Genomic DNA, 12,740 nt, shown 5'->3' on the forward strand with positions numbered 1-12,740 from the left:
CATAGGATTGCCCCCATGACGCAGCAGCCGTTCTCCCGTCCCGGAGCCGTCGACCTCTCCGGGCTCGCCAGCACCACGCCCGCACCGGACGCCCCCTTCGGCGGTCCGGCCGATGCGGCTCCCGCTCAGGGGCGAAGTGCCGGCTCCTACACCGTCGAGGTCGACGAGCAGATCTTCCAGTCGGTGCTCGAGGCGTCGATGACCGCTCCGGTCGTGCTGGTCTTCTACTCGGCCTCCCGCGCTCCCGAGAGCGTCACCTATGCGGGCGACGTCTCGGCGGTCGTGGAGGAGTACGACGGCCGCTTCCTGCTCGGCCTGGTCGACATCGACAAGAACCCGCAGATCGCGCAGGCGCTGCAGGTGCCCCAGGTGCCGCTGCTCTACATCCTGCTCGACGGCCGGCCGGTCACCCAGCCGATCCCGGGCGCGCTCAACCTCGAGGAGCTGCGTACGGTCTTCCAGCAGCTCGGGCAGCAGCTCACCACCCAGGGCATCGGCGGGCGGCACAAGCCCAACGCCCTCGGCGGTGCCGTGGCGACCGAGGACGGGGACGAGCCGGCGATGGATCCGCGCTACGCCCCGGCCCAGGACGCGCTGGAGCGCGGTGACATCGACGCCGCCGTGGCCGAGTACGAGAAGCTGATCGCCTCCAACCCCGCCGACTCCGAGGCCGCCGCCGGCCTGGCGATGGCCAAGGTGCTGCAGCGTACGCAGGGGGTCGACCTCAACGCCGCGCGTGCCGCCGCCGCGGCCGCGCCCGACGACGTCGAGGCGCAGACGCTCGTCGCCGACCTGGACCTGCTCGGCGGCCACGTGGAGGACTCCTTCCTCCGGCTGGTCGAGCTGGTGCGGCGTACGTCGGGGGATGAGCGCAACAAGGCGCGCGAGCACCTGCTGGGCCTCTTTGCCGCGGTCGGCAACGACGACGAGCGGGTGCTCAAGGGCCGTCAGTCGCTGGCCTCGGCCCTGTTCTGATCGGCTCTGTTCTGAGCCACCAACGCCGACAGCACGGCGGTGACCGCCGGTGAGGCGGTCATCGTGCGCCGGTGCAGCGCGAGGATCTCGCGCGTGGGGATCGGGTCGACGACGCGTACGGCGACCAGGTCCTCACCCAGCGCGGCTCGCCCCATGCGGGGGACGAGCGCGATCCCGAGCCCGGCTCGCACCAGGGCCAGATGGCTGTCGAACTCCATCGAGACGTGCGCGATCCGTGGCAGCCCGCCGGTGCCGGCGTACATCCGGTTGAGCCACTGCCGGCAGATCGTGCCCTCCGGAGTCGCGATCCAGTCCTCGGCGACGAGGTCGTGCGGGGTCACCTTGGCGAGCTGGGCCAGCGGATGGTCGCGATGGGCGATCACGTCGGCGATGTCGCGGTGGAGCTCGGTGGTGACGAGATGGTCGGGGATGGACAGCGGCACGTCGCCCCAGGAGTGCACGACGCCGATCTCGCTGTGACCGGTCGCGACCAGGTCGACGGTGTCCCACGGCTCGCGTTCGGAGAGGGTGAGGGCGAGCTCGGGATGGGCGATGCGGAGCTCGCCCGCGACCGGCGCGACCAGTCCGCGCATCGCGGTCGAGAAGGCGGTCAGCCGCAGCCGCCCGGCCACGGTGGTCGCCTGCTCGTGCAGCCCGGACTCCAGCGACTCCATGTCGGCGAGCAGCCGTGAGCCCTCGTCGACCAGATGCCGGCCGGCGTGGGTGAGCATGACGCCGCGTCCGATCCGCTCCAGCAGAGGTACGCCGACCTGTCGCTCGAGCCGCTTGACCTGCTGCGACACGGCGCTGGGCGTGAAGCCCAGAGCGTCGGCGGCCGCGACCACCGACCCGTGGGTGTCGATCGTGCGCAGGGCGACGAGCGAGGCGAGATCGATCATGAAGGAATATTACGTCATCGAATGAAGAATCATTCGCTGGTGCTTCATTGTCTTGGGGGTCATCGTTGATGGTGTGAACCGTCGTGACTCGCTGCTCGCCGTCCTCGTCGCCGTCCTGTGGGGCTTCAACTTCGTCGTCATCGACTGGGGTCTGGCGCCGCGCGACGGGCAGACCGTGCCGCCGTTGCTCCTGGTCGCGGTGCGGTTCTTCCTGGTCGCGTTCCCGGCGGTCTTCCTGCTTCCTCGGCCGAAGGCGTCGTGGCGGGTCGTGGCGGCCGTCGGGGTCTTCATGAGCTTGGGCCAGTTCGGGCTGCTCTACACGAGCATGGCCGCCGGGATGCCGCCCGGGCTGGCCGGCCTGGTGCTGCAGGCGCAGGTCGTGCTCACCATCGTCATCGCTGCCGGTGTGCTGCGCGAGCGGCCGACCCTCATGCAGGTGGTCGGTGTCGTCGCCGGCGCCCTGGGTCTGGTCGTGGTCGCGCTCGGGCGAGGTGGTCACGTGCCCGTCGTCGCGCTGATGCTGTGCCTGCTCGCCGCGCTGTCGTGGGCGATCGGCAACGTGATCTCCCGGGCGGCCAAGGTGCCCGGCGGGCTCTCGCTGACGGTCTGGTCGGCCCTGGTCGTGCCGCTCCCGCTGCTGGCGCTCTCCCTGGTTCTCGACGGGCCGGAGGGGATCCGTGAAGGGGTGGCCGCCTTCGGCTGGGAGGCGCTCGTGTCCACGGTCTACACGGTGGTGCTGGCCTCGTTCGTCGGCTACGGGATCTTCAACTCGCTGCTCGCGCGGCACCCGGCGTCGTCGGTGGTGCCGTGGATCCTGCTGGTGCCGCCGGTCGCGATCGGCTCGGCGTGGCTGCTGCTCGGGGAGGTGCCGAGCGCGGGCGAGCTCGCCGGTGGCGCGCTCCTGGTGATCGGGGCGCTGGTCGCCCAGGGAGTCGTGCGCCTGCCCCGGTCGTCCGGGGTCGTCGCGCCGCTCGCGGATCTCGTCGAGAGCGAGCGTCGCTGACGGGCTCGGCCGGATGTGGCCGCATGCGGCCAGTCTGCTGTTGTGACTCCCGTCATAGGTGTGACGTGAGACATACTGAACCTCCGTAGGAATTGAATCGTTTCAGGAGGTGCGATGAGAGCCCTGGTGAGCCTTGCGCTCGTGGCGTCAGCCGTCGGTCTGATGCCGTCCGCGGCGGTGGCGAGCGACCCGTCCGACGAGGTGGCCGCCCCGGTGCGGCTCAGCGTCGGAGGAGTGAGCGATCCGATCGGCATCGACGACCTGACCCCGGACCTGCAGTGGCGCAACGGTGCCGGCGTCGCCCGGCAGACGGCCTACCAGGTCCGCGTCGCCTCGACCCGCGGCCGCCTCGGCCGCCCCGACCTGTGGGACAGCGGCCGGGTCCGCTCGGCCGTGATGGCGACGTCCTACGACGGCGACCGCCTCGCCTCTCGCGACGAGGCGCTGTGGCAGGTCCGCGTGTGGGACGCCGCCGGCCGGGCCAGCGAGTGGAGCCGGCCCGCCTCCTTCGAGATGGGTCTGCTCGACGAGTCCGACTGGCAGGGGGAGTGGATCACCGACCGACGTTGGGCGGAGCCCCTCCACCAGGACGTCAGCATCGGCGCGCAGGAGACCCGCTACGTACGCCTGACCGTGATCGACCTCGGCCGACCCGGTGAACCGCTGGACGACCCGGACTGGAAGCCGCGTCTCGAGCTCGGCGAGATCGAGGTGACCAACGGCGCCGACGGGGCCAACCTGGCCGAGGGTGCCACCGTGACGGTCTCCGAGGAGAACTCCGAGCCGGGCGTGTGGGACCCCGCCTACCTGACCGACGGCAAGGTCACCACCGCGGACGACCCTCGCGGCTACCGCAGCGACTACCACCCCGAGACCGACGTCCAGGACCAGCCGATCGAGATCACGATCGACCTCGGCGAGCCGACGGCGATCGACACGGTCCGCCTCTACTCGCTGTGGGACGCGCCCAGCGACTACGGCACCACCCCGAACTTCCCCCGCGACTTCCAGGCCTCGGTCTCCGCCGACGGCGTGGCGTTCACCAAGGTGGGGCCGCGGACCAAGGTCACCGCGATCTCCAACCTGCACGCTGCCCCGGAGGCGCTGCCGGTGCTGGCCCAGGACTTCACCGCCCGCGGTGACGTCGCCTCCGCGCGCCTCTACGTCACCGGCGAGGGCGTCTACGACGCCTCGCTCAACGGGCGACCGGTCTCGAAGGACCTGCTGCAGCCCGGCAACACCGAGCACAGCGTGCGGGTCCCGTACGCCACCTACGACGTCACCGGACTGCTCCGCAAGGGCGGCAACACCTGGGGGATCGAGCTCGGCAACGGGATCTACAACGTCTTCAACACCCCCGAGATCCCCAAGCGCTACATGAAGGCCGCCGCCGGGCACGGCGCCCCGCGGGCCATGGGACAGCTCGAGATCACCTACCGCGACGGCCGGCGCCAGACGGTCGCGACCGGCTCCTCGTTCAAGTCGACCCTCGGCGAGGTGACCTTCTCGAACTGGTACGGCGGCGAGGACCACGACGCCCGGCGCGACCTCGGCGCCTGGAACGAGCCCGGCGCGGACCGTGCCGGCTGGCTCGACGCGGTCGACATCGGCGCCCCGGCAGGCGACCCGGAGCTGGTGGCTCAGCAGAGCCCGCCGATCCGCGAGGTCGACACCCTGGAGACCGTCGCCGTCAAGGAGCCGAAGGCAGGGACGTACGTCTTCGACCTCGGCACCAACTTCGCCGGTTGGCAGCAGCTGACGACCAGCGGACCGGCCGGGACGACGATCACGATGCGCCCGGCCGAGAAGCTCAAGGCAGACGGCACCGTCGACCAGGGCAGCGTCGGCGGCGACATCCGGGACCGGTTCACTCTGGCCGGCACCGGCGAGGAGACGTTCACGCCGCGATTCGTCTACCACGGCTTCCGCTACCTCCAGGTCGAGGGCCTGACCACCCCGCCGACGGCGGAGTCGGTGACAGGAAAGGTCCTGCGCGCCACCGACCGGGCGGTCGGCTCGTTCACCACCTCGGATGCTCAGATGACCGGGATCCACAAGATCATCGACCGCTCGGTGCAGTCGAACATGTACTCCGTCTTCACCGACTGCCCGCACCGCGAGAAGCTCGGCTGGCTCGACCAGACCAACCTGGTCTTCGACACCCTCGCCTACGGCTACGACGTCCAGGCGCACTACCGCAAGATGCTGCAGGACGTCGTCGACGCCCAGCAGGGCAACGGGCTGATCCCGACCACGGCACCGGAGGACGCCCTCTTCGCCGGGGCCTTCCGGCACGACGCCAACTGGGGCGCGACCCTCGCGGTGTCGTCCTGGCAGATCTACCAGTGGTACGGCGACGACAGCGCCATGCGCGCCCACTGGCCGCAGATGGTGGAGTACGCCGACTACCTGGCCTCGATCTCGACGAACGGCATCGTCTCCGGCGGCCTCGGTGACTGGATCACCCCGGCCTCACCGGCCACGCCGGCGCCGCTGACCCAGACCTGGGCCTACCACCGCATCCTCACCCACATGAGCCGGATCGCGGCCGCCCTCGGGCGCGACGGTGACGCGGCAGCGTACGAGAAGAAGGCCGGGGAGGTGGCGACCGCCTTCCAGGCGACCTTCTACCGCCCGGAGACCGGGCTCTACGGCAACGGCGACCAGGCCAGCCAGGCCCTGGCGCTCCAGGAGAACCTCGTCCCGGCCGACCTGCGCGCCGGTGTGCTGGACAGGTTCGTCCAGCAGATCCGCGCCGCCGACGACCACATCGTCGTCGGTGAGGTGGGCCTGTACGCCGCTGTCGACCTGCTCTCCCGGGAACGGCTCGACGACGTGCTCCACGACTGGGTGCAGCGCAACGACGGGGTCAGCTACGGCAAGTTCCTCGCCGCCGGTGCGACCTCGCTGCCGGAGAGCTGGACCAGCTCCGGCGCCTCGCAGAACCACTACATGCTCGGCGCGATCGACTCCTGGTTCACCGGTGGGGTCGCCGGCATCAGCCAGGCCGAGGGCTCGGTGGCCTGGAAGAAGGTCGTGATCGAGCCCGCGCTCGTCGGCGACGTCGAGTCGGCCGCGTCCTCCTATGAGTCGGTCCGGGGCACGATCTCCAGCTCCTGGGTCCGGACCGACGACACGGTCCGGCTCACCGCCGCCATCCCGCCGAACACCACCGCGACCGTCCGGGTGCCCGTCGCCGAGGGCCAGCGGGTCATCGCGCCCCGAGGCGCCCGCAAGGTCACCTCGACGGTCTCCGGGTTCGCCGAGTTCGAGGTCGGGACCGGCACCTACACGTTCGTCTCCGAGTAAGGAAGTCAACGACCATGATCAGACTCACCGGCATTCTCGCCGGCACCGTGGCCCTGGCGACGTCGCTCGCGCTCGGCACCGTACCCGCCGATCCCGCGGTGGCCAGCCAGGCCTCGAACGAGGCCCGGGGCTTCGACCCGGCGGCCTTCGCCGACCCGCCGAAGGACAGCCGCCCGGCGTTCTACTGGTACTGGACGGGCAACGTGACCCCGGACGTCGTCGACGCGCAGATGGCGGAGATGCGTGACAAGGGCGTCTACGAGGCAGTCCTGTTCCCCTACGGCGGCGACAAGATGCAGCCGGCGTTCTTCACCGAGGCCTGGTTCGACATCGTCGAGCACGTCCTGCGGGAGGCACAGCGCACCGGGATGCGGATCTGGCTGTTCAACGACAGCAACTTCCCCAGCGGCAAGGCGGGCGGCATCATCGCCAACGGCGGCACCGTCGGGGACAAGACGTACGAGCCGAGCCCCGAGCTGCGCCTCAAGGCGCTGCAGCGCTCGACCCGGGTCGTCGAGGGCCCGGCGACGATCGATCCGGCCGAGTCCAGCGGCCTCAGCGTCGAGGCCGGTCGCCTCGTCGTGGATGGGGCCATCCGCGAGGGTGCGCACCCGATCAGCTCCGGCGCGGGCTGGGACGACTACACGGTGACCGGCAAGGTCACCCTGACCGCCTCCGGAGCCCAGCTCGTCGTACGCGCCTCCGAGGACGGCAGCCGCGGCTACCTCGTCGACGTCGACGTGAAGGGCAAGGCGAGCGTCTGGCGCCTCGACGGCGACTCGCGGACCCGGCTGACCACCGGCGTGAACACGCCGGGGTTCTCCTGGCGCCGGGAGCAGACGATCAGCGTCACCGTCTCCGGCGACGAGATCCGGCCGCTCATCAACAAGACCGTCCAGCCGGTGGCGACCGACGCGACGTACGCCACGGGTGCTCCCGCGGTCAGTGCGGAGTTCGGCGGCGTCGGGATCGAGGATGCCGTCGAGGGGCTGCAGCGGGTGCAGTGGAACGACCTCGCCGTGACCGACCCGGCCGGCGCGACGCTGTGGTCGAAGACCTTCGACGACAGCGAGGCGATCGGCGACTTCGGCGGCCCGCTGGTCAGGCTGGAGGACACGGTCGCGGCCGCGGCCCGTCCCGCCGGCTCGACCGACGGCGGCGACCTCGTCGAGCTCACCCCTCGTCTCGAGGACGGGTCGTGGAGCGTGCCTGCCGGGCGCTGGCAGGTGGACACCTTCGCCCACACGACCCTGGTCGACGACACCAGCGGCTACCACCGCGGCTACCTCAACCTGCTCGACCCCGACGCGACCGACCGGCTGCTCGAGGTGGTGCAGGGGGAGTACCTGCGACGTTTCGGCTGGGCGATGGGCACGGTGGTGCCGGGCTTCTGGGACGACGAGCCCTTCATCTCCTCGGCTGAGCCGTGGCCGTTCAAGCGGCTCGCCTGGTCCGACGGTCTCGACGACCTGATCGAGGACGCGGGCGGGACCCCGGGCGTCGCGTACACCGCCGCCTCCGACCAGCTCGGCCGCGCCGGTGAGCAGTACTCCGGGACGTACTGGCGCGCGGTCAACGACTCGTTCGCGACCAACTACTACCAGCGCCAGGCCGAGTGGATGGGCGAGCACGGGCTGCAGCTGATCACCAACCCGCTGCTCGACGAGGAGGGCCCGCAGCAGCGGATGCACAGCACCGGCGACCTGACCAAGAACAACCAGTACGCCCAGGTCCCCGGCACCGACATGATCACCGCCGACTACACCGCGGGCAAGCAGACCACCCTGATGCGCAACGCCTCCTCGGCGGCGCACCAGAGCGGTGCCGACCGTGCCCTGGTGGAGGTCTTCGGCAACTCCGGCTGGGGCGTGGCCCCCGAGTTCATGCACGCCACGATCGGCGCCCTCGCCGTGCGCGGAGCCAACTTCACCGCTCTGCACGCGATGTGGACCGACGAGAAGCAGGTCTACTTCGCGCCCCCGTTCGGGCCTGCCAGCACCTACTGGGACGCGATGGGCGACGTCGACGCGTGGATCGGCCGGGTCATGGAGCTCGGCCGGGGGTCGTCGCTCGCCGAGACTGCCCTGGTGCAGCCGCAGCGGGCCGCGGAGCAGACCCGCACCACCGACGCCGAGCACGGGCTCGACGACTCGCTCAGCTCGGCGGCGTTCGCGCTCGAGCGCGGCCAGGTCGACTTCGACCTGCTCAGCGACGGCTCGCTCTCCGGCGACCCCGGCACCCGCTTCCAAGCGCGGTCCGACGACGGCGAGCTGAAGGTCGGCAAGGCGAGCTACCGGATGGTCGTGCTGCCGACGACGCCGGTGCTCGACCTGGAGACGGCGAAGACCCTGAAGAAGTTCGTACGCAGCGGCGGCCGCGTCGCCGCCGTCGGGGCGCTGCCGGAGCTCGAGGCCAGTGGCCGGGACGCCGCGCTGGCGAAGGAGCTGCGGTCGCTGTTCGGCGCGGCCGCCGGCGGTTGGAAGCGGGTCGGTGACGGCCATGTCGCTGTCGTGTCCGACGTCGACGCGCTCGGTGGGCTGGCGGCCGGCGCCGGTGTCTCCGCCGCCGCGCTCAGCCCCGCCGCCCCGGCGGTGCGGGTGCTGCGTACCAGCCGCGACGGCGACGTCGCGTTCCTGGTCAACAACGAGAGCGACCAGGCGATCAGCAGCTCGGCGACCCTGCCGGTCGACGGTGTGCCGGAGATCTGGGACCCGCGCGACGGCAGCACCGAGGTGGCCGCGACCTACGACGAGGGCGGGCGCGACGAGACCACCGTGCCGCTGCGGCTGGATCCCTACGAGACGCTCGCAGTCGTCTTCCAGAAGGGCACCAAGGCAGGCGCGCACCTGGTCGGTGATCAGGTGGCGACGTCGGTGACTAGGCAGGGGAAGGCGCTCGAGGCGACCGTACTGGTCGACGAGCCTGGGACGACGGCTCTCATCGGCAAGGACGGGCAGCGGACCTACCGTGGCGAGGCCACGGTGACCGACCCGCTGGCGCCGATCGCGCTGGACGGCCCGTGGACGGTGAAGCTCGAGCGGGAGGGCGAGACGGAGCAGACCCGGCCGCTGGGATCGTGGACCACCATCGACCCCCGCTTCTCCGGGAGCGCGACCTACCGCACCTCCGTCGACGTCACCGCCGCCGACCTGGCCGGCCGGCGGATGCGGCTCGACCTCGGCGAGGTGCGCGACATCGCGCAGGTCACCGTCAACGGGGTCGTGCTCCCGCGGGCGATGTGGCGGCCGTACGTCATCGACGTCACCGAGGCGCTACGTGCCGGGGCGAACACGATCGAGGTCCGGGTCACCAACACGCTGCTGAACCAGCGAGGCAAGGCCAACCAGGTCCCGCCGACCTCCGGCCTGCTCGGGCCGGTCAGCCTGCGCCCGCAGGCGGTGGTCCTCGCGCAGCTGACCCCGTCGAGGTGAGGTAGCAGAGCTAGGGGCGGCCCGACTCGGTATAGGTCGGGCCGCCTCTCAGCGCGGCGAGGGCGGCCTCGACCCGGCGGGCGGTGAAGTCGGCGGCCCGCTCGCGGACCTCGTCGGGCGTGCAGAACGCCACCGAGCGGATCTCGCGCGGCTGGAGAGTGGTCTGCTCGACGATCGAGGCCGGGTGGACGCCGCCGTCGAAGACCAGGCAGACGGCGTCGTCCCAGCCGCCCCACGGCGGCAGCCAGTCGGTGAGCAGCAGATCGCCGGCGGGGAGGACGAGCGCGAGCTCCTCCTCGATCTCGCGGGTGGTGGCCAGCTTCGGCGACTCACCGACCTCCACGATGCCGCCGGGCAGGTCCCAGTCCTTCTTGTAGGTCAGCTGGCACATCAGGACGCGCTCCTCGGCGTCGCGCACCAGCATCTGCCCGATCGCGCGCTTGCGCGGGAGGAACGAGTTGAGCAGCGCTCGGAAGCCCTCGGGAGCCTCCACCGGGGCATCGCTCGCCACCCGGGCGTAGATCATCCGGTCCTGACCGCCCGCCACGCCTCGGAGCAGGCCCTCGCGGTGGAGCCCCGACCAGGTCGCGGTGCGCTGCTCGGTGACATCGGCCGGGTCGACCAGCGCCTCCACCCGGTGGTGGGTAAGGAGCGCGGCGGCCACCTCGCGGCGTACGACGTCGACGGCCTCGCCCGCGGCCCACTCGATCCGGGCAACGCCCTCGGCAACGGTCGTCGTCTCTGGCTCGCTCACGCGGACAACCCTAGTGTCACAACCTGATGAGTGCCGGTGTCTGGATGGTGACGAGATGCTCGACACGACACAGGAGGGCGACGATGCCCAGCACGTTCAGGATTCCGGCGACCCCGGCGCCGGTAGGGTCGCGGTCATGAGTGACGAGGCCGCGACGGAGGTGTTCGTTGCTCACCGCAACCTGCTCTTCACGGTCGCCTACGAGATGCTCGGCTCGGCCGCCGATGCCGAGGACGTGCTCCAGGAGACCTGGCTGCGCTGGGCAGATGTGCCGCTGGAGGAGGTGCGCGACCACCGCGCCTACCTGGTGCGGATCACGACCAGGCTCGCGCTCAACCGGATCCGGACGCTGTCGCGCCGCAAGGAGACGTACGTCGGTCCGTGGCTGCCCGAGCCCCTGCTGACCTCACCGGACGTCGCTGAGGACGCCGAGCTCGCCGACTCGCTCTCGACCGCGGTGCTGCTGGTGCTGGAGACGCTCTCGCCGACCGAGCGGGCGGTCTTCGTGCTGCGCGAGGTCTTCGCGCTGGGCTACGACGAGATCGCGGGGGCGGTCGACAAGTCGCCGGCCGCGGTGCGTCAGATCGCCCACCGGGCGCGCGCCCACGTCGCCGAGCGGCGCCCGCGCGAGTCGGTCTCGGCGGCCGAGGCGCGCCGGGCCCTGGAGCGGTTCCGCGATGCCGCGACCGGCGGCGACCTGCAGTCGCTGCTGGACGTGCTCGCCCCTGATGTCGTGCTCTTCTCCGACGGCGGCGGTGTGGTCCAGGCGGCCCGCAAGCCGATCCACGGCGCCGACAAGGTCCTGCGGTTCTTCGCGGGGCTGGCCACGAAGTACGACTTCCCCAGGTTCGAGCTCACCAGCGTCAACCGCGCCCCCGGGATGCTGCTCTACTTCGGCGACGAGGTCGACGGCGTCGTCACCCTGGATGTCGAGGACGGCATGGTCACCAGCCTCTACTACGTACGCAACCCCGCCAAGCTCAGCGGCGTCGCGGAAGAGGTCCACCTGGAACGCTGAGGCCGATGTCGGCGCCGAGGTGGCGCGTGGGAGGGTGACGACCTACGTGCTGCTTGGAGGTCGGTGATGGATCAGCGGGTCGACGGGCGGCCACTGCTCGCGGTGCTGGTCACGCTCTGTGTGACCGTCACCGCGGCGTACGGCGTCCTCTACTACGCCTTCACCGTCCTGCAGCCGCAGATCGTCGACGCCACCGGGTGGTCGGCGGCCGCGATCACCACCGCGTTCTCCGCCGGCACGCTCGTGGGGGCCGTGGCAGGCATCCCGGTCGGGCGGGTCATCCAGCGCTTCGGGCCGCGGTGGGTGATGGCCGGGGCCAGCGTGCTGGGGGCGGCGTCGCTGCTGGTGGTCGCTGCTGCGCCCTCGTACTGGATCTTCGCGCTGGGCTGGCTGCTGGTCGGGCTCTCGACGGCGGGGACCTTCTACCCGCCGGCCTTCGCGGCGCTGACTCACTGGTTCGGTGCCCGGCGGGTCGATGCGATCACCACGCTCACCCTCGCCGGTGGCTTCGCCTCGACGATCTTCGCGCCGCTCACCGATGCGCTGGCGGGGTGGGTGGAGTGGCGCTGGACGTACGTGATCCTGGCCGGCGCCTTCGTCGTGCTGACCTTCGTGCCGAGCGTCGTGGTGCTCGATCTCGCCTGGTCACCGGCCGCGCCGAGCAAGGACGGCCGGCCCGTACGGGATCGGGACGTGCTGCGGAGCCGTCGGTTCGTGCTGCTCACCCTCGCGGGCACGCTGGTCACGATGGTCGTCTTCGCCTCGATCGTTCATCTGGTGCCCTTTCTCGTCGAGCACGGGCTGAGCCCGACCACCGCCGCCTGGGCGCTCGGGCTCAGCGGCGCCGGTCAGGTCGCCGGGCGTGCGTTCTACCCGATGCTGGCGCGCCGCTTCGGCGTCCGGGCCCGGATGATCGGGGCAGTGCTGTGGTTCGCGGCCTCCGTCGCGCTGCTTCCGTTGCTGCCCGCGGTCGGCTGGGTGATGATCGTCGTCGCCGTGCTCACCGGCACCGCCCGCGGGCTCTACACGCTCATCTCCGCGACCGTCGTCAGCGACGTGTGGGGGCCGGAGAGGTACGCCGCGCTCAACGGTGTCTACTCGGCTCCTGCCGGGGTCGCGGGTGCGCTCGCTCCTGCTGTCGGGGCTGGGCTCGCTGCTGTGCTGGGTGGGTACGACGCGCTCTACTGGGTTCTTGCTGGGACCGTGCTGGTTGCTGGGGTGCTTGCCTGGGTTGCGTTGGCGTCTCTCGAGCGGTGAGGCGTGCCGAGTCGGCGCATCTTGACCGGTGTCTCGCGAAGCGGAGCGGCGTAGTAACCCTGCCGAGTCGGCGCATCTTGACCGGTGTCTGGAC

8 protein-coding genes are annotated in these 12,740 nt (G+C 71.2%); 6 read left to right on the plus strand and 2 right to left on the minus strand.

Annotated features, from left to right (window positions below; translation table 11 throughout):
- Positions 1-15: 15 nt before the first annotated feature.
- Positions 16-975, plus strand: coding sequence for a co-chaperone YbbN (locus ACFU7D_RS12355; protein WP_378867378.1), 960 nt, complete (start codon positions 16-18; stop codon positions 973-975).
- On the opposite strand, the gene ACFU7D_RS12360 is transcribed toward ACFU7D_RS12355, so the two are convergent.
- Positions 948-1,874 (minus strand): LysR family transcriptional regulator, encoded by a 927-nt coding sequence (locus tag ACFU7D_RS12360; protein ID WP_378867380.1) that lies wholly within the window; start codon positions 1,872-1,874, stop codon positions 948-950. The two genes, ACFU7D_RS12355 and ACFU7D_RS12360, sit on opposite strands and share 28 nt — an antisense overlap.
- 73 nt (positions 1,875-1,947) lie before the next feature.
- On the opposite strand from ACFU7D_RS12360, the gene ACFU7D_RS12365 reads away from it, so the two are divergent.
- The 3 genes from ACFU7D_RS12365 (at position 1,948) to ACFU7D_RS12375 (ending at position 9,617) form a co-directional block, all read left to right on the plus strand.
- Positions 1,948-2,877, plus strand: coding sequence for an EamA family transporter (locus ACFU7D_RS12365; protein ID WP_378867382.1), 930 nt, complete (start codon positions 1,948-1,950; stop codon positions 2,875-2,877).
- Between the two features lie 114 nt (positions 2,878-2,991).
- Entirely contained in the window at positions 2,992-6,186 is a 3,195-nt protein-coding gene (locus tag ACFU7D_RS12370) for a family 78 glycoside hydrolase catalytic domain (protein WP_378867384.1), read from the plus strand.
- Between the two features lie 14 nt (positions 6,187-6,200).
- A complete protein-coding gene (locus ACFU7D_RS12375) occupies positions 6,201-9,617 on the plus strand; it encodes a glycosyl hydrolase (RefSeq protein WP_378867386.1) in 3,417 nt (1,138 codons plus the stop codon).
- Between the two features lie 10 nt (positions 9,618-9,627).
- Here the strand turns inward: ACFU7D_RS12375 and ACFU7D_RS12380 are convergent, their stop codons facing one another.
- Complete coding sequence (locus tag ACFU7D_RS12380) at positions 9,628-10,371, minus strand: NUDIX domain-containing protein (protein WP_378867388.1); 744 nt, start codon at positions 10,369-10,371, stop codon at positions 9,628-9,630.
- A gap of 136 nt (positions 10,372-10,507) precedes the next feature.
- Here ACFU7D_RS12380 and ACFU7D_RS12385 point away from each other — a divergent pair, with 136 nt between their 5' ends.
- On the plus strand, positions 10,508-11,389 hold the full coding sequence (locus ACFU7D_RS12385) for an RNA polymerase sigma-70 factor (protein WP_378730148.1): 882 nt from the start codon (positions 10,508-10,510) through the stop codon (positions 11,387-11,389).
- 66 nt (positions 11,390-11,455) lie between these two features.
- Entirely contained in the window at positions 11,456-12,646 is a 1,191-nt protein-coding gene (locus tag ACFU7D_RS12390; protein ID WP_378867390.1) for an MFS transporter, read from the plus strand.
- The last annotated feature ends 94 nt before the right edge of the window (positions 12,647-12,740 follow it).

The sequence above is a fragment of the Nocardioides sp. NPDC057577 genome (genome assembly GCF_042801335.1).
In the GTDB taxonomy this organism is placed as follows: Bacteria; Actinomycetota; Actinomycetes; order Propionibacteriales; family Nocardioidaceae; genus Nocardioides.

What these genes read in the sequence shown, in the direction of transcription:
- ACFU7D_RS12355 (WP_378867378.1), top strand. Translation starts at nt 16, where the DNA reads ATGACGCAGCAGCCGTTCTCCCGTCCCGGAGCCGTCGACCTCTCCGGG.
- ACFU7D_RS12360 (WP_378867380.1), bottom strand. Translation starts at nt 1,874, where the DNA reads ATGATCGATCTCGCCTCGCTCGTCGCCCTGCGCACGATCGACACCCAC.
- ACFU7D_RS12370 (WP_378867384.1), top strand. Translation starts at nt 2,992, where the DNA reads ATGAGAGCCCTGGTGAGCCTTGCGCTCGTGGCGTCAGCCGTCGGTCTG.
- ACFU7D_RS12375 (WP_378867386.1), top strand. Translation starts at nt 6,201, where the DNA reads ATGATCAGACTCACCGGCATTCTCGCCGGCACCGTGGCCCTGGCGACG.
- ACFU7D_RS12385 (WP_378730148.1), top strand. Translation starts at nt 10,508, where the DNA reads ATGAGTGACGAGGCCGCGACGGAGGTGTTCGTTGCTCACCGCAACCTG.
- ACFU7D_RS12390 (WP_378867390.1), top strand. Translation starts at nt 11,456, where the DNA reads ATGGATCAGCGGGTCGACGGGCGGCCACTGCTCGCGGTGCTGGTCACG.